This is a genomic window from Alteromonas sp. 07-89-2 (assembly GCF_013113925.1).
In the GTDB taxonomy this organism is placed as follows: Bacteria; Pseudomonadota; Gammaproteobacteria; order Enterobacterales; family Alteromonadaceae; genus Alteromonas; species Alteromonas macleodii.
Map to the genome: position 1 here is coordinate 21,016 of NZ_VTYM01000031.1, position 18,233 is coordinate 39,248.

At 44.5% G+C, this 18,233-nt stretch carries 14 protein-coding genes; 7 read left to right on the forward strand and 7 right to left on the reverse strand.

The window, feature by feature from the left end; genetic code table 11:
• Nucleotides 1-22: 22 nt before the first annotated feature.
• Nucleotides 23-2,533: a TonB-dependent receptor gene (locus F0261_RS17215; RefSeq protein WP_015068027.1), complete on the forward strand. Its 2,511-nt coding sequence runs from the start codon at nucleotides 23-25 to the stop codon at nucleotides 2,531-2,533.
• Nucleotides 2,534-2,585: 52 nt separating this feature from the next.
• Entirely contained in the window at nucleotides 2,586-4,046 is a 1,461-nt protein-coding gene (locus F0261_RS17220) for an FN3 domain-containing metallophosphoesterase family protein (protein ID WP_171338534.1), read from the forward strand.
• Between the two features lie 61 nt (nucleotides 4,047-4,107).
• On the opposite strand, the gene F0261_RS17225 is transcribed toward F0261_RS17220, so the two are convergent.
• The gene (locus F0261_RS17225; protein ID WP_014950694.1) at nucleotides 4,108-5,007 is read right to left on the reverse strand and encodes a LysR family transcriptional regulator; all 900 of its coding nucleotides are present in this window, start codon (nucleotides 5,005-5,007) and stop codon (nucleotides 4,108-4,110) included.
• A 103-nt stretch (nucleotides 5,008-5,110) separates the two neighbouring features.
• Between F0261_RS17225 and lldD the strand changes: the two genes are divergently transcribed.
• Nucleotides 5,111-6,244, forward strand: a complete 1,134-nt coding sequence (lldD, locus tag F0261_RS17230; RefSeq protein WP_014950695.1) for an FMN-dependent L-lactate dehydrogenase LldD — start codon at nucleotides 5,111-5,113, stop codon at nucleotides 6,242-6,244.
• Nucleotides 6,245-6,348: 104 nt separating this feature from the next.
• Here the strand turns inward: lldD and dld are convergent, their stop codons facing one another.
• Nucleotides 6,349-8,082, reverse strand: a complete 1,734-nt coding sequence (dld, locus tag F0261_RS17235; protein ID WP_049588824.1) for a D-lactate dehydrogenase — start codon at nucleotides 8,080-8,082, stop codon at nucleotides 6,349-6,351.
• 274 nt (nucleotides 8,083-8,356) lie between these two features.
• Between dld and F0261_RS17240 the strand changes: the two genes are divergently transcribed.
• Nucleotides 8,357-9,034 carry a helix-turn-helix transcriptional regulator gene (locus F0261_RS17240; protein ID WP_168463012.1) on the forward strand — a complete coding sequence of 226 codons (678 nt, stop codon included), beginning with the start codon at nucleotides 8,357-8,359 and terminating at the stop codon, nucleotides 9,032-9,034.
• A gap of 35 nt (nucleotides 9,035-9,069) precedes the next feature.
• Here the strand turns inward: F0261_RS17240 and F0261_RS17245 are convergent, their stop codons facing one another.
• The 5 genes from F0261_RS17245 to F0261_RS17265 are packed head-to-tail and all read right to left on the reverse strand — an operon-like array spanning nucleotide 9,070 to nucleotide 12,724.
• Nucleotides 9,070-9,831, reverse strand: coding sequence for a CsgG/HfaB family protein (locus tag F0261_RS17245; RefSeq protein WP_168463013.1), 762 nt, complete (start codon nucleotides 9,829-9,831; stop codon nucleotides 9,070-9,072).
• Between the two features lie 8 nt (nucleotides 9,832-9,839).
• Nucleotides 9,840-10,289 carry a curli assembly protein CsgF gene (locus F0261_RS17250; protein WP_014950699.1) on the reverse strand — a complete coding sequence of 150 codons (450 nt, stop codon included), beginning with the start codon at nucleotides 10,287-10,289 and terminating at the stop codon, nucleotides 9,840-9,842.
• Nucleotides 10,289-10,681 (reverse strand): CsgE family curli-type amyloid fiber assembly protein, encoded by a 393-nt coding sequence (locus tag F0261_RS17255; protein WP_014950700.1) that lies wholly within the window; start codon nucleotides 10,679-10,681, stop codon nucleotides 10,289-10,291. Before F0261_RS17255 ends, F0261_RS17250 begins: the two co-directional genes overlap by 1 nt.
• 54 nt (nucleotides 10,682-10,735) lie before the next feature.
• A complete protein-coding gene (locus F0261_RS17260; protein ID WP_171338535.1) occupies nucleotides 10,736-12,181 on the reverse strand; it encodes a curlin in 1,446 nt (481 codons plus the stop codon).
• 30 nt (nucleotides 12,182-12,211) lie between these two features.
• Nucleotides 12,212-12,724: a curlin subunit CsgB gene (locus F0261_RS17265; RefSeq protein WP_171338536.1), complete on the reverse strand. Its 513-nt coding sequence runs from the start codon at nucleotides 12,722-12,724 to the stop codon at nucleotides 12,212-12,214.
• A 480-nt stretch (nucleotides 12,725-13,204) separates the two neighbouring features.
• Between F0261_RS17265 and F0261_RS17270 the strand changes: the two genes are divergently transcribed.
• The 3 genes from F0261_RS17270 to F0261_RS17280 all read left to right on the forward strand — a co-directional run bounded on the left by F0261_RS17270 (nucleotide 13,205) and on the right by F0261_RS17280 (nucleotide 18,154).
• Entirely contained in the window at nucleotides 13,205-15,724 is a 2,520-nt protein-coding gene (locus F0261_RS17270) for a S8 family serine peptidase (RefSeq protein WP_171338537.1), read from the forward strand.
• A 208-nt stretch (nucleotides 15,725-15,932) separates the two neighbouring features.
• The gene (locus F0261_RS17275; RefSeq protein WP_014977387.1) at nucleotides 15,933-16,589 is read left to right on the forward strand and encodes a response regulator transcription factor; all 657 of its coding nucleotides are present in this window, start codon (nucleotides 15,933-15,935) and stop codon (nucleotides 16,587-16,589) included.
• Entirely contained in the window at nucleotides 16,589-18,154 is a 1,566-nt protein-coding gene (locus tag F0261_RS17280; RefSeq protein WP_171338538.1) for an ATP-binding protein, read from the forward strand. The genes F0261_RS17275 and F0261_RS17280 overlap by 1 nt, the downstream gene beginning before the upstream one ends.
• Nucleotides 18,155-18,233 lie beyond the last annotated feature (79 nt).

An 18,233-nucleotide genomic window follows, 5' to 3' on the forward strand; every position in this document is an offset into this window, starting at 1 on the left:
TGACCGTACCGGAGAATGTAAAATGACATCGTCGCGTTGTGTAAAGAAACACTTGTTAGCTTTTTCCATTTGTACAGCTTTGTCACTAAATACCGCTGCAATTGCGGCTGCCCAAGAAAGCATAAGCGTTGAACTTGAGCCAGCTCCTTTGGCATCGGCATTAAACCAACTTTCATTCAAGTCGGGCATTGTGATCATCGCACCTGGGCGACTGGTCAATAATATTAAAGCTCCTGCGCTAAATGGGAACTATGAAATAGATGAAGCGCTTGAAAAATTGCTTTTCAATTCTGGGTTAGAGGCCGTCAAGCAAACGAATGGGGCGTTTGTAATAAAGAAACGTGGGCCCCAGATGTCTCTTACCCCAAAGGACACTGCTGTCAATGGAGCACCTATCGACGAAATAGTAGTTTCAGCTACAAAACGTGACACCAACCTAATGGATGTATCGGCGGCTGTTTCTGTCTTGAATACACAGCAGATTCAAGATGCAGGGGTCACTGATTTCAAAGGATTGGTAGATGCACTGCCGGGCATATCAATTAACTCTGCATTTGGCGGAGCCAACAATAGTTTCATTACAATTCGTGGTATTGGTGGGGCTGATGACTACAAACCAAATGGCAACCCCTCTGTCGCATTACATGTTGATGGTATCTACCAAACGTCTAATGCTTATCTTGGCATGCCTTTGTTCGACTTAGAGCGAATTGAAGTCCTCAAGGGCCCTCAAGGAACACTTTACGGACGTAATACAACAGCAGGAGTCATTAACGCCATCACAAAGCGTCCCACAGATGAATTCGAAGGCTATGCCAGCGTAGAGTATGGAAGTTACGAGTATACGCAGGGTGAAGCTGCATTTGGCGGAAGCGTTTCTGATAATTTAAAGGTACGTATCGCTACGAAATTTGAACAAGGTGGTGGTTACATGGACGGCAAAGGCGCGGGCCTGTTCGCTGGTTATGTGCCAGAAGGTTTTGAGGGGGTAATTCCAGCCGTAACCGATCCGGGAGAGCGAGACGGGTTTGGTGATAAAGACCTATTTGCCTTTCGTGCAACCGGGGTTTATACCTTCCAGGCCAATACTGACTTAACTTTGCGCTACTTTATGAGCTCTGATAATGGCGACACACTTCAATACGATCGTATCGCTTTGGAAAATGAGACAGGCTCTGGTATAAGCAGAAATGCAGGCGAAAACGACGACCCATATGCGTTTTACGCGGATGAGTACTATAGACACACTATAGATATCGAAGGTGTAAACGGAGAATTAGCTCATCAAATAGACACTGATTTGAACGTAAACGTGCTATTTGGCTACCAAGAAAGTGAGCGTAATATGGGGGGAAATGGTGACGGAACCTCATTTCCTCGCTACAAATATGCATTTGATGAAACACTTGACCAGTCCTCTTTAGAAATTCGCTTCAGTGATAGTCAAGGAGGAGACATTGATTGGATCGCAGGTGTCTTCTATGTCAGCGACTCGGTGGACTTCGTAAGCGATTGGACAAGCTTCGCAGTTCGCTCCCAGTACACTTCTCCGTATAGTCAGACTCGAAACAGCTTTGCTACGTTTGCCAACGTTGATTGGTTTGTAAACAACGACCTGAAATTATCTGCGGGCGTTCGTTATACCCAAGATACTGCTAAGTTTTCAGGCTACAACCAAGACTTAGACCCTTGGGGAACTTCTATATATGAGGAAGTATTCAACTCCCCTGGCCTGTTTTCTTGGGACAGAGATTTTGACGACAATAATGTCTCAGGTAAGCTAACCGCCCAATACTACCTTTCTGATAACCTGAATATTTTTGCCTCTATTGGCAACGGATACAGAGCAGGGGGGTTTGATGGTACATCAATATTCTCTTTAGAAGAGACTGAGCCATTTGACTCTGAAACCGTAGACTCATTTGAACTGGGGTTGCGTTATACCGACGAGAGCTTGAGTGCTAGCGTCGACTTATTTGCTTACGATTTTGAAGAAATGCAAGCAACTACTCGACTTTCAAATGACACCAATGGACGAACAAATGTTGGAGCGGCTGAAGTTCGTGGTGCAGAAGCTTCCTTCAACGCCCAGCTGTTAAACAATGGCGAACAACAATTAACGTTCAATTCATCTGTTACCTATCTCGATACAGAAATTACGGAGTTTTCATCTAACCGTGTCGATGATGTGCAAAATACAGTTGGAGACCCGTTACCTGGCTCACCCGAGCTTTCATATTCAATCTCGCTCAATCATAGCATTTTCGTTGCAACTAACCGGTTACTTTCTACTCGTCTGACCTATACCTACCACGACGAAGAAACTAACCGATTGAATGCAGGTGCTGGCAATACGGTGCCTGATTACGGCTTGCTTAATATCAATATGGACCTTGAGTTGGGTAACGGGTTTACCGCATTTGCATATGGTCGAAACATTACTGATGAAGAATATTTTCTAGAACTCAATGCAGGTGCTCGTCTCGTTGGTGCTCCAGCAACATACGGCGTAGGCGTTCGCACTACCTTCTAGTCTAATGCAGGCATCTGCAGGTTGCAGATGTCTGCCCACAAGAGGCATTGATATGAAGCATCTCGTGCTTATACTATTACTTAGTTGCATACCTACTATAGCACTTGCTAGCACACCAATTTGGCAGCAAGCAAGCGAATACCCTGACAGGGTTATACTTAATCCTACCCAACTTCCTAGTGAAAGCTTTTCTGTTAATTGGCGCACGTCGGAAGAAGTTGAAATTACGGTTGCCCAAATTGCACCTGTTACATCAGCCGCCAGATTCGATTTGGGTGCAAAAACCTACAAAGCAGAAACACAGCGCGCTGAATTGCGCAGAGGTAACTCAATACCTTCTAACGTTCATGAGCAATCGAGAGACAATGTTAATCAAGAGAGAGCTCAATATCACTACAACACGCACCTCGCCGACGTTGCATATCACGAAGTTACATTTAAAAACTTAAAACCAAATACGCGTTACGCGTATAGAGTACGAGGAGGCTTAGGTAAATGGTCTGAATGGTATATGACGAAAACGGCCGGTCTACCCTCCTCTTCAACTACACGATTTCTGTACTTTTCAGACGCACAAAATGGCATGCGCGAACAATTTCCAGCACTCTTGAGAAAGGGCTTTAAGGCGATGCCCGATGCAGACTTTGCTCTTTATACTGGCGATCTTGTAGACCATGGAGCTAGGGACTTAGAATGGGCGCAGTGGTTTTCTGCAGGGCAGTTCATACACGCAGAAATTCCAGTAGTCCCCGTGGTTGGAAACCATGAATATGCCCATCAGCATTTAACCGATGGCGGAAAACAGTGGGTTTTAAGCCGCTTTTGGCAAGATCAGTTTAAGCTTCCAACCTCTCCGGAGTTATCAAATCAATTACAAGAGACAGCTTATACTTTGCATTACCCTAATACCGACGTATTCATTGTTAATACGGAAATCAGGCACAATGAGACGGCATTCGCAATGCAAACAAAATGGCTAAGACAGACACTTAGTGAAAGTAAAGCAAAATGGAAAATTATCGCCTTTCATCACCCAATATTTTCAAACTGTGGAATGCCACTAAATAGTCCGGGGCAAGACGAGCCCGCAGTTCGCAGTGCTTTATTGCCATTAATAACAGAATTCAATGTTGATCTGGTTTTACAAGGACACGATCATGCTTACTCTAGAGGGAGTATAAAAAACGAGCCGGGCACGCATGTAAATAGTGTTTTTGTTACGGCAAGTAGCAGTCCTAAAGCTTATCCACTAAAGAAAACGCGATGGGATGAATACGAAGAATTCAATGTTACGTTAGAAAGAGTCGGAGAAAATACGCCGACTTACCAAGCTATAAAAGTACACGAGAACACTCTTTCATATCGTTCATATACCTTGACTGGAGAACTCTACGACGCTTTCGACATTACAAAAACACAACCTGGTAATGTGATGACATATCCCTATGACCTTATGAAAGAAAGGCTTTTCAGTAATACCGAGCCCTATAAACACCACAATTCACTCTACTAGTTGGTTATTTAATTTAGAGACTAATTTTACTTTAACGCCAACACTCAATAGCGTTGGCTTATCAAAAATAATCAGACATAGATAAATAGCGCTGCCTGATATGTTCAATTAACAGCTTAATTTTTCGAGATGGCTGGCGGCTGTAAGGATAAACGGCATAAACGCCTAACACCTTACCTACCCGCTCTGGAAACAAATCGACCAGTGTTCCATTACATAAATCTTCGAATACCAAACATTTAGGTACGTAGGCAATACCTCTACCAGCAAGAGCTGCTTTGCGAAGCGCCCCTGCATTATCACTTGAAAATGCGCCATCTACGGTGATGGTGTAACTGCCTTGAGACGACGTAAACTCCCACTCCCTTGCACCGGATGTGTGGTAGGAATACAACAAACAGTTGTGAAAGCTCAAGTCCTCAGGTGCTTTGGGCCTGCCCTTTCGTCTAATGTAATCCGGCGATGTGCAAACCACCCAATGGGAATCTAAAAAGTGCCGCGCGATCAGACTTGAGTCTTCCAAATATCCCGTTCGAATAACAAGATCAAACCCTTCCTCGACTAAATTTACAAATCGATTATCAAGAGACATATCAACGCTTAGCCCTGGATGAAGTGTACAAAACTCAGCTACCGCATCTGCTAACAGTAAGTCGCCCGAAATCGTTGGAACCGACATTTTAATGTGTCCGGATATTTGTTCACTGTATCCAGAAATTGTGTCGATAGCTTCCTGCGTGGACGCCTTTACATTCATGGCGCCTTGCTTCAAAGCTTGACCCGCTTCGGTAAGCGTGAGTTTGCGAGTAGTGCGATACAAAAGCTGCGTTCCCAGCTCTTTTTCAAGCTTTGCTATTCGCTTACTGACTACCGAGTTGGTAATGTTGTTCGCCTCTGCCACTTTGCTAAAACTGCCCATCTCCGCAATTTGTGCAAAGAGAATTAAATCGTCTGCTCTCACGTTATTACTTCACTTTTGGAAAAGATAAATTTCATTGTTGCCGTATATCCCTAAGGCGAGAAACGTTATATTTTTATCAAGTTAATTACAATCGATTAAAGACATGATTATTTCATCGCCGACTGATTATCGACGCGCTGCGCAAAAAATATTACCGCCGTTCCTATTTCACTACATTGATGGTGGTGCCTATCGAGAGCATACACTTAAACGCAATGAAACTGACTTGGCTGACATTGCATTAAAGCAGCAAGTGCTGAGAAATATGTCGTCGCTTGACCTTTCTACAACGGTCTTTGGTGAACAATTGGCTTTACCTATTGCCCTTGCTCCCGTGGGATTAACCGGAATGTATGCGCGACGTGGTGAAGTGCAAGCCGCTAAAGCGGCAGCAAACAAAGGCATCCCGTTTACCATGTCGACGGTGTCAGTATGTCCTATTGAAGAAGTCGCACCAGCCATTGAACGTCCAATGTGGTTTCAGCTCTATGTGCTTCGCGATCGCGGCTTTATGAAGAATGTTCTGGAGCGCGCCAAAGCAGCGGGTGTAACAACGTTGGTTTTTACCGTAGATATGCCTGTACCAGGGGCTCGCTATCGCGATAAACACTCCGGTATGAGTGGGCCATTTGCTGCAAGCCGTCGCGTACTGCAAGCGATGACCCATCCTCGTTGGGCATTTGATGTAGGCGTATTCGGTAAGCCTCATGATCTTGGCAACATTTCTACTTATCGTGGCGAACCGACCCAGTTGGAAGACTATATTGGCTGGTTGGGCGCCAATTTCGATCCGTCTATCAGTTGGAAAGACTTAGAATGGATCAGAGAGTTTTGGGACGGCCCAATGATTATCAAAGGCATTTTAACTGAACAAGATGCCAAAGATGCGCTGAGTTTTGGCGCAGAAGGCATTGTAGTATCCAATCACGGCGGTCGTCAGCTAGATGGCGTGCTTTCTACCGCTAAGGCTCTTCCAGCGATTGCTAGCGCGGTGAAAGGCGATCTAAGTATCTTCGTAGACTCAGGTATTCGTAACGGCTTGGACGTGGTGAGAATGCTGGCACTAGGTGCCGATTGTACTTTACTAGGGCGCTCTTTTATTTATGCACTTGCTGCTGAAGGCCAACAAGGAGTAGAGAACTTACTCGATCTGTACAAACAGGAAATGCATGTCGCGATGACACTATGCGGTGCAAAATCAGTCAGTGAACTTAACCTCGACTCTCTCGCTTCTTAGTATCGCTGGCACCAAGGTCACTAAAAAGAGCCATAGAATGTCACTGACATCATTTTTTATGGCTCTTTTATCAATGCACAAGTGGCTGGAAGCGTAATTTGCGCTTAATGATGCCCACCACAACAACTTCCATCATGCTCAGCCCAATTTTTAAGTTTGGTGGTTTTGCCTATTCCCGGGTTAAAACTATTGGTTGGGTCTAATTCTCGGTAAAAGTTTTTCAGCGCATCTTTTGCAAAGTACTCGTGTCCCACATTGTGCTCTGCTGGATATTCAGCGCTTCTCGCATCAAAAGTTTCCAGAATTTTACCCTTTAACAATTTGGCATCCGCCCCTTTTTTCAACACGTAATTCTGGTGCATTACGTGGCAGAATAAATGGCCGTAATACAGTTTTGTGTCTATCTGGTCGTCTATTTCTTTAGGCAGCACTTCAAACCAGTCGGGATCGTTGCGGCGAAGTGCAACATCGATGGTCATCATAGCGCCCACGTCTTTGCTGTGCATCACGTGGTAACGACCTATCGCGCCACCAGCAACAAAGCGATGCAAAATAGCCTTATCAGCTTCTTCTTCTGTACACTCAAAATAACTACCTTCATTGGTTTTAAAGAAAGCATCAAGGTAGGCTTTGGCCTCATCTACCCCGTCGTTGCTCATCTCCAATATCCAATGATGCTGATACTTGTCTCTGTACTCTTCCATTCGCTTAGGCAAGTGGTTAGGAAAAACGTAGCTCATATACTGCATAACGCGATCTGACATTTTGTTGGGTAAGAAGCCCAGCTTGTCAGTAAATGCGTCAAATTTGCGCTTAAATGCAAAAAGCTTAGGAATAAATTTGGCGCCAAGCTTGCTGATAACAATAAACATATCTTTACCGTATTTCTTGGATACGTCGTAGCAGTCACGATGAAGGTACTCACCCGAGTCAGGCAAGTTCTTGAAAGTAGAAAGTATGTCGCGACGCACTTTGGTAAACACAGCGGCGTCGTTAGACCCCACATAAAATACCTGTTTTTTCTCAGGAATAGGAAAGGTGTCTAGCCTCACTGCGAACACGGCAAGCTTACCCGCACAGCCTGAAGCTTCATGAAGTCTTCTGCCGTCATTGTTGAAGCGCGAAGGTGTGTCTGAATCAACGTCTCGAACTCGTTCATCATACTCGTTGTCTGATGCACGAGCGTCAGGGTGCTGAACATCAACTTCTTTGTAACGTTTGTTCTCAAGATTATTCAGAATTTCTTCTGGCTCACTACCTAGGTTAATCCCCAGATTGTTTACCAAAGATAGATTGCCATTGACGTCAATTTGGGCAAAAAGCGCTAGTTCAGTATAGGCAGGGCCTCGCTTGACCAAAGCGCCACCTGAATTGTTGCATATCCCCCCCACGATCGATGCGCCAATACATGAAGAACCTATCACAGAGTGAGGTTCGCGACCATAAGGCGCAAGCGTCTCTTCCAATCCAAACAAGGTGCTCCCAGCCAAGCCAACGATCTGCTTTCCATTGTCGACTAACTGAATATCATCAATACGCATAGTACTGATAATAACGAGAGGCCTGTCGTAATCTTTACCATCTGGCGTAGAGCCGCCTGTTAACCCTGTATTGGCCGCCTGCATTATAACCGCAACATCGGCTTCAACACACAGCTTTAGCACTCGCCAAATTTCGACAAGCGTTCCTGGGCGCACTACCGCAAGCGCTTCGCCCACACCAAAACGAAACCCTTTAGTGTAAGGCTGCTTCTTCGCTTTATCAGTTAACAAATAGGCCTGCCCTACTACATCGCGCATTGATGCAATCAAAGACTGAGTGTCAACGTTTACGGTCATGGTTCTCTCTGTGTGTTGAAATAATGGAAGGAATGACTTGGTGTTGAACTATACACTAACACCATTATTAACAAAGGGGGTAAGCCGCTTTTATCGAGATAATTTACTTATATTTAATTCGTTGAACACTTAGAGGCTCTAGCATTTAAGCAAAACTTACAGGCGCTTTTCACTGTTACATTTTGTTACGCTTTGGCGGAGCAAGTTAGACCAGAGGAGTATTGTAAAGCCAATGTATAGTTCGTAAAGTTGATAGACACGAAAAGGAGCTTTCATGTCACATCAAGCGTTCGTTTTAACAAGAAAAAGTTTTTCAGAAAATACTAAACAGGATGGGGCTCACGAACGATTCCTAAGTATTTTGCCGTCATGTGGATTTGTCGTCTCAACCGGTGCGATTCATCCACCTCGAAGCGTGCTTAATAACACCTATACCTTCTTTATCGATGCGCAGTATTGTGACTCTGCCACTATGCTCAACTTGCCTGTAGTCAACGATAATCCAGAGTTGAACAAAGTCATTTTCAACGTGCCAGAGTCTGACGTCGATTTTCATTATGCGGCATTACAACATGGTATTAACGGTATTTTCCATATTGAAGATAGCTTAGAACTTCTGGTTCGCGGTGTTCAACAAGTTCAGGCGGGCAACAAATGGTTCAGTCGCGAGATTATGAGTCGCTATATTGATGCCAACCTAGTGTCTAAACCAAAACCCGTTGCTGCACTTCAATCGTCACATACTGTGCTGACCAAGAGGGAATTATCCATCACACGCAAAATTGCAGATGGAGCCCAAAATCAGGAGATTGCAGACTGCTTACACATCAGCGTAAATACGGTGAAAACTCATGTTTACAGCATATTTAGAAAGACGGACTGCCGAAATCGCGTTGAGCTTATAAAGTGGTTCGATCATCAGTTTAGCCAACCACAACGAGTAAGTATCTAAACTGATAATCCATTGAATCTAATTGCGTATGGCGTCTACGCTTTCGCGCGCCATACGCCTTTCTCCATTCCTTGTAGCACCAACTCCGTCACCGCTTTTTCTATGCTTTGTTTAACGCACTCGAACATGGGTTCATTAGTCGTGTAGCCCGTTTCTGCTTCAAGCAAGCGCTTAAGCGAAACATACCTAAACAGGCCTGCTCTCACCTCCTGGCTTAGTACTTTCTTAGATGTTGAAACCGACACCAGTACTTGGCCTGTTCTCACATCAACTGCACGCATGTAAATGGAAATTTGATCTTCCCTAAACAGCTCACTCGCTCCAATGCCAAAGTACTCTACACCAGCGCCGCCGGTACGAATGTTGGTATCGTAGCTAATTATCCCACCTTCTATAATAATTCTAGCTGTAGTGAGTGGCGGTAAATCGCCTCCGCTGCTTTCGTCGGCTCTAATTATTTTGCGTTCGGTAAGAATGTTCTGCAGCCCTTCACGCTCAACAGGTAAAAACCACGATGTCTCGCTTAAAGTCTGAACAAGAATAGAGGTTGCGCCTTGAGTCACCGCAGTAGAAAACGAACTTGCCCCAGTGCTCGGTTTATATTGCCCGGTCTGGTCTCTAAACGCATATACAGAAACCGGAATTTGTCCCATAGGCGCTGGCAAGCTTTTTACTTCAGCCAATGTGGCACTGTCTGTAATTACATCAGCGGCCGTTGTATCAGGCGGCAGCGTATTAGTGATGGACTGGCATCCTGCAAGCGCCATGGCCACTATTAAAAAAACGGTACTTCTCATGTGTTTCCCTACCCAAACCGTGGAATTTCAACGACAGTAACCTCACCTGTCAGTAAGTTAGTAATGTTCACAACAATGCTGTCAGGATTACTCGTTATTAGTTCTACCTGAAAGTCACCACTAACAAAAATACTATCCTGATTGAATATGCTATCTATCGGGTTTCCATCTTCATCATATTCTTGTTCGCCAAATGCGATGTCTGTGATTTCGCGGACTATACGATTGATATAGGCGCGTTCGAGTGATTCTTGAAGGCGTTCGTCATAGGAGCGCTCGCTGTAAGGCGCTGTATGAGCGTTTTGTGAATTCGCCTTACTTAATAAAAATGATCCGTTAAGTGGATTACCACCGAATGACGGGTTGATCGGTTCATACACCAACTCTGTGGCTTTCACACTAGCTGAAGTCCACGAGCCAGTCGCGATTAAGGCTGCTATCAATATCCCTTTTTTCATTACCATTCGTCCCCTGCTAAATCTGGGCTTCTACTGTCTATACTCGCGTTTGCCACCGCGTCTAAAACTAACATGATGGCTTGCTGTACTTTTTCATCTAACGGTACTTGTCTGCGCCCCATGTACGTTTGATAAACCACTCTATTGTCGTAAATCACCGAAAGAAGAGTACCCGCTTGTGGAACAATAATTTCTTTAACAACAAGGTTCTTACCCGAACTGTCTGGGACTTCTCGCCAGTATTGGCTAATGCGAGAGGCAAATTCGTGGCCTTGACGGCTAATACTGTTATCGAGCAACAGTCCACCTAGCCGAATTTCTTCTGCGTGAATCGGAGAAAAGAACACACTAAAAAGCAGTGTGATAAGAGAGAAACAATACAAGTACTTCATTTTACTGAATATAGCCGGGCAAACGCCCGGCTACTCACTTTTACATCTGTAGGTTTACATCTGAACAACGGTAGCTACGTTGTAGTCACCAACCTGCGTAACACTTACTGTGCCGCCATTGCCAGTGATACTACCTGTAACTAAGTTGTCGTTACCCATTTGCGTAACTTCAAATGTATTCATATCACCAGAAATAACGAACTGACCACCCGCGTCGTCTGTTACCCAGTTTCCTGCGCCTTCTTGCATAACACTAACAATATTGTCGTCACCGTTAACCAATAGGTCTAGTAAGTTAAGCTCGCCCGTTTGCGAAACCATAATTTCGTTGTAGCTTGATGTAACGTTGCTTGCCAACTCAACTGATGCCGTATTTTCAACACCCTCTTGAGACATTTCAATGATGTTGCCATCAGCGTAGTAAGTTGCATCACCAATACCAGCTTGTGCTAACGCCAAGTTGGCATCGCCATCTTGCTCAATTTCAACGGTGTTAAACAGGCCATCGAAATTAACTGTGCTGATTTCATTGGCATCACCTACCTGAGTTAAATCAAACTCGTTGAATAAGCCAATTACGCCAGCATAAGCCGTGTTGCCTTCGCCCACTTGGTTAATTTCGAACGTATTCGCTTGTCCGCCGATAGTTTCTACGGTAGCTAAGTTAACGTCACCGATTTGATCGATATTAACTTCATTGCCAGAGCCTTCAAATACTCCTGTGGTAATCTCGTTGCCATCTCCATCTTGTTCAAACTCTAGCACATTACCGTCGCCAACCATGCTCCAACCCACAGCGTTCTGGTCGCCATCTTGGTCAATTTCAACTTCGTTTTCTGAGCCGATAACGGTTAAATCAGACACGTTGTAATAGCCGTCTTGAATAACATCGATAACGTTCGCATCACCGCTTAACTCGCGAACATACGATTCGTGCCAGTCACCACTTTGATCAACAAATACCGTATTGTCGTTACCCGCAATGGCATTATTAGCCCAGTTACCACCATCGCCCTGATACACTGACAACGTGTTTCCACTGCCCGAAATGCTATTTATTGAGCGATTAAAAATAAAACCGATAGGGCCGCCATCACCTAATTGAACAAGTGAAACCGTGTTATCGTCACCCTCGACAACGACATCGGCTGTACTATTTAAACTATCTTGCTCAGATTCTAAGAAGTTGCCGTTACCTGTGACACTTGCAAAGAAGGTATTACCTGACTGCATTTGTGAAGCAAGTACTTCGTTTGCGTCACCCGTTACTTCTACAAAAATTGCATTTAAGTCACCTTCCTGACTTAAAATAGATTCATTACCTACCTCATTTCCCTCTGGTGCCGTTTGGGTTAGCGTAATTTCATTGCCTTCAGCTGCAGCAATAAAATCTGCTGAAGCACTGAAATCAACTGTCTTACTCGCTGGAACTTCCTGAGCCGATGCCCACCCTGTCGCTGCTACTAAAAGCAATGCACTCGCTATTTTTGTTTTTTTCATTTTCACATTTGTCTCCCTATGGCAATCACATCATTCTTGATATTGTGTGATGTTAATCACCATTTCGTTCCCTATCTGGTAAACAGTAAAAGACTGTTCACCCAATTGATTAACATTGGCTACATTGTCGAACCCATCTTGAATAATCTCGAAATAGTTATTGTTGTTTTGCTGCAATAAATTAACGACGTTCCCCTCACCTAGCTGAGTGATAAGAGCTTCGTTATTACTGCCGTTTTGAACAACATTCGATAGGTTGGCGCCGTTGCCGCTTTGGATAATGTTAGTTATGTTATTTAGCCCAAACTGACTAACAGCGATGAAGACCGTTTCATCGTCTATCGTTATAGCTTGAGCATTCAGACTCATTGAAAGAGAAGATTCCACCATGTCTGAGCTTGTTGATAAGTCGGACTGTTGAGCATAAGCAGGAAGGTTTACGGTTAGAAGACTGCACCCCGTAATGGCTGCCAACGCAACGGCTCTACGTGCCTTAGCGTTATTAGCAAATTGGCTCTTTTTAACCTTTAGCTTCTTGTCCATGAGAACGACTGCTTCCTTGATTAACAACAAAGGTGACCCCTCTATAACACTCCTTAAGACGGCGAGAATCCATCACCAATAAGTTGTATTTATTACAGGTCAAATACAGTTAGCACACGTTAAATCAGCAAGTTACTTACTATGGGTAATACCATAGTGCTAGATTTGATGAAAATTCACGCGCCGAGTAATTATTGGTAAGACCACCTAGTTTTTGTAGGGTCTTTTAGCGGGTATAGCTACAACGCGCCCCTAAGACATAGAGACCTTAACCACCTGTCAAAAATCATAGTAATTAAGTACCACTTTGGACTTCTCTTCTCACTTTTTCCTAGTGGTTAAGTAGTATTTTTGAGCAAATTTTACTGTTAGGGGTGGCAGGTTTTTAAATTTGCGTTATAAGTTTTAACCGTTAGTTATATCAGACCGAACGAGAAGGTTCTGTGATTAAAGCATTATTGCTAATTATGGAATCTAATTATGAAAACAAAGCCTTTTAAAACAGGCCTTTCAGCACTGTCATTAGCCCTTCTACCGCTAATGGTATCTAGTCATGCACATGCCGCAAAAGCCGAAATTTTCGACGATAGCGTTATCGTTGTGTACAAAGAAAATGTAAGTAAAGCGGAAAAGATGCGCGCTCGCTCTTCGGTAGGTGCACGAATTAGTGATGCAAACCGTGATGAAGTAGATGATCGCTTCTCTAACCTTTTAAATGGTCGCATTGCCAAACTGGAACTTCGTGGCAAGTCTGTAAAAGACGCCATAGAAATCTTAAAGAAAAATCCTGCGGTTAAAATCGCCGAGCCAAACTTCTTGTACCGCAAAGCCCTGGTACCTAACGATCCTTCTTATGGTGACCTATGGGGTTTGAATAACACCGGTCAAGCCGGCGGTACTGCAGATGTGGATATTGACGCACCAGAAGCATGGGATATAACAACCGGTGATAGCGATGTGGTCATCGGCGTTATCGATACGGGTGTTGACTACAATCATGAAGACCTTGCAGATAACGCATGGGTTAACCCAGGTGAAATTGCTGGAAACGGTATTGATGATGATGGCAACGGTTATATTGACGATGTTTACGGTATCGATGCCTTTAACGGCGATTCTGATCCAATGGACGACGATTCTCACGGTACGCATGTGGCCGGGACAATTGGCGCTGTGGGCGGAAACGGAATTGGCGTAGTCGGTGTAAACCATGACGTGTCAATCGCTGCATGTAAATTCTTAGGTCCTGACGGCGGTTCAACCGCTGGCGCTATTGAATGTATCGATTACTTCTCCGACCTTAAAGAGAACCGCGGCATCAATATTAAAGCTACCAACAACAGCTGGGGTGGCGGCGGCTATAGTGAAGCGCTAGAAACCGCTATTGAAGAAGCTGGCCAAGCGGGTATTTTGTTTGTTGCTGCGGCAGGTAACTCTGGTTCAAACAACGACAACGTAGATAACTACCCGTCTAACTATGTCACTACAACAAACAGTCTGCTTGCAGTTGCTAGCCACACTCGTACTGACGGAGACAGCGGCTATTCATACGGTATTGAAACCGTAGACATCGCGGCGCCGGGGACAGCTATCCTATCTACAGTACCAGGTAACGGCTATGCGGCATACTCAGGCACATCAATGGCAACGCCACATGTTGCGGGTGCAGCAGCACTTGTGTGGTCGCTAAACCCAGAACTTACGCCATCTGAAATGAAAGAGCTGTTAATGTCTACAGGTGAAACTAGCCTATGGGCTGATGGTCGCACCGTGTCTGGCAACCGCCTAAATGTACTTAACGCACTTGAAGAAGCTGATCCAACTCCAGGTTTTAAACTGGGCATTACACCTGGTTCAGCTGAAATTGAAGCGGGTGAAACCTACACCTTCACTATTGAAGTTGGTTCAATTGCTGGCTACGAAGAAGAAGTACAGCTATCGCTTGCAGAGCCAAGTGATATCGCGTCTTTAAGTGCAAGCTCGGCAATGCCTGGCGATACAGTAACACTGACCGTAGAGACATCTGAAGATACGCCTTGGGGTCCGTACAGCTTTACGGTTAACGGTGTAAGCGGTGATATTGAGAAATCTAAATCAGCGAACCTTTATGTTTACCCTCAAGGGCTAAACGAATTCCCTTACGCGTATTCTGGTGATGCTGTACCTACGTTACCGAATGAAGAAGATCCAGACGATGTTGGCGTGGACCTAGTGATTAACGTACCTGACGACTTAACCGTATTCGGTATGCAGGCGTCGGTAAATATCACACACACCTATAGCGGTGATCTCGTACTATCGCTGACCTCTCCTCAGGGTACGACCACCGTTCTTCGTCAGAATCAAGGTGGCGCTACAGATGATATTGTTGAGAGTTATAACTCTGATGCCTTTAACGGCGAAGTAGCGACAGGCGATTGGACCTTGAACGTGCTTGATACGTTCAACGGTGACAACGGCACTGTTAACACATGGAGCCTTGTGGTGACCGGTATTGGTGAAGTAGGCCCAACACCGCCTAACTCTGCGTTTACCTATGACGCTTCAGGCTTATCAGTAAGCTTTACTAATAACAGTAACGACGTTAATGACGACATTGTCAGCTATAGCTGGGACTTTGGTGATGGCTCTACTTCAACGGAAGAGAACCCAACGCATGTTTACGCGAGCACTGGCGCCTATGACGTAACCCTTACGGTTACCGACTCTGAAGGCCAAACTGGCGTATCAACAGAAACCGTATCAGTTTCAGATAGCAACATTGTTGCCGAGATTGACCGCGCTATGCTGTCTCGATTCGGTTCGTTACGCGTAGATTTATCATATAGTGGCTCGATGGCCGATACTGTAATGATTTATCGCAACGGTGAGCTACTTGAAGAAGTAAGCAACACTGGACGTTATCGCGACAGAAGCAGAGGCGTTCAACCTGGTGAGTATACTTATATGGTTTGTGATGAAACCTCTGCATGCTCTGCACCAGTGTCTGTAAACCTTTAATGTAGTTTGCGTATCGCTGACGCGCTCTTCGTGACAGTTGGCGAATTAAACGTTGAACAGTTAAGAGTTAAGCAATTGCCGGCCAAGGATAGGCCGGCTTTTTTTATTCTGAGAATTAAAGAGAGCACCAGTCTAAGCCATCGGCTTATTCACTATAAGCCAAATACAACGTACACTTGATGCATTAAGAGATAATAAACATTTTTTCATGCACATACTCATTATTGACGATCACGAAATTGTAAGGGATGGCATTAAAACACTCATTGAGCAAGAGTATGGCTGGCATGTTTCTTACGCAGTAAGCTCTCTGGATGCTCTTCCCTCCTTCGCTACGTTAGACGATATTGACGTTGCCATTCTAGATATCTCATTAGCACAGGAGAGTGGTTTCGATACGCTGATAAAAATCAAGAAAGACGCGCCGTTTATAAAGTGCTTAATGCTGAGCATGTATGATCATGTAGGCTATATCAGTAAAGCGCTTGAACTCGGCGCCGATGGCTACGTTACAAAGAATGCCGCCACTAAAGAATTGATGGACGCGTTGGAGTCTCTAGAAAAGGACGAGAATTATCTAAGCACAGATATTAGTAAAAAGTTAGCGTTCGGTGATAAACAGCTAACCTCTATCCTTACTGAAAGGGAAAAGGAAATTTTCTTACTGTTAGCAAAAGGATTCCAGCCAAAACAGATTGCTTACTACATAGATACTGCCCCGAAAACAGTGATGGTTCATAGAACTAATATTTACAAGAAACTCAATGTAACCTCCCAATTTGGTTTACTTAGAATTGCGTTAGAAACTGGGTACCTCGACGTTTCTGACGTTATCTACGACGACACGCTAGTCAAAGCAAATTGATGAATTTGACGCGGTATTTCAACGTTACCTATTTACTAATGGGATTAGGTTATACCGCGCTATTTCACGGCGTGTGGTTGCTCAGCACCCAATTTGAAATTATTTCAGGTACGGTGAGCTGGTATTTGCCTGCTGGTGTTCGCCTGGCGGCGTTTTTACTACTGCCAATTTACAGCTGGCCACTGCTACTCATCGCAGAAAAATTAACCCACTTCATTTTATTTCACCCCGGTGGCATTCTCGACAACACGGCGTTTTTAAGTGGAACCATAGGTTGGTATTTAGTCCATTTAGTGCTGTCACCCGCGGTAATTTGCACATGCGTTTATTTATTCAGACGTCGCTTTAGCGCACCTTATATAGACAATGTATCCAGCACCCTTGCCACGTTGGCTTTTGGTGTTCTTATAAGTGTTGCTCTTGGGGCGGTATTTTTGGGCAGAAGGGCTATTGAACTGCAAACAGGCATAGAGGTTTTTCTTTCTATTTTGTTTGATTTTTCATTAGGTGACTTTGTAGGAATTGTTGTTCTTTGTCCGTTTCTCTTCGCATTATATAAACGGCCATCTATTCCTAAGAGTCACTTAGCGCTGTATCTTACAACAATCGCTTGGCTGGTTTTGCTGATACTGAGCAGCTATGCCTACTCCCAACAAATTAACATCAGCTATCAGGTTAAGTATCTAGCGGTTTTCCCCGCGCTGTTTTTATCGTATCGCTATGCCATAATTGGCAGTGCGTTTTCGTGTTTACTCATAGGTATTACTGCGTTCGTGGTGGCAAGCCAGAGCGCACTTCCTCCCATTGAGCATCAGTTTTACATCTTAGCATCATGTACAAGTTGCCTCATTTTAGGTGCTTCAATTAACCAATCTACCTTGCTGAATATGAAGCTTGCGAAGAAAAACGAGGAGCTTGAAGTATCGGTGCAAAGCGCTCAAGCTCTGGCCAGTCAATTAGTGGTAGTGCAAGAAGATGAACGAAAGCGCTTATCGCGGGATTTACACGACGACTTTGGTCACCGCATAGTCGATTTGAAACTTCAACTGTCGCTAGATAGCAGAGAAAGCGACAACGACATGATGCTCAATAAGATAGATGCTCTATACCACGCAATGAAGAAAAGCTTAGGGGGATTACGTCCGTCCGGTATTGATACACTTCCCATTGAAAGCGTGATTCAACGTTCAGAGATTATTACCACGCTCAAACGCGCAAACATAGACTATTCGTTTAACGTTAGCGGCACGCCAGTACTGTTCGATTCAAACCAGAAAATACACATCTATCGTATTGTGCAGGAAGCGGTGACAAACAGTATAAAATATGCCAATGCGACGTCGCTCAGTATTGATATCAACTATGCGCAACACAGTGCCGTGTTTACCGTTACTGACGACGGCGGCGGCATCCCTGAGCATATTGCCCAACTAGCAAACGCCGAACCCACACTCGGCCTGCTGTCGATGAGAGAACGCGCAAAGTTGATAAATGGCGAGTTTGATATTTCCCAGAACAAACCATCAGGCACCCGAGTTTGCCTGGCTTTGCCCTACAGAGCTTAAGTTACTCTACTGCGTTTTAGGTGCGTCGCTGCATCCTTTTTATGCTACATTGCTGTTGATTTAACTACTATTTTGATAA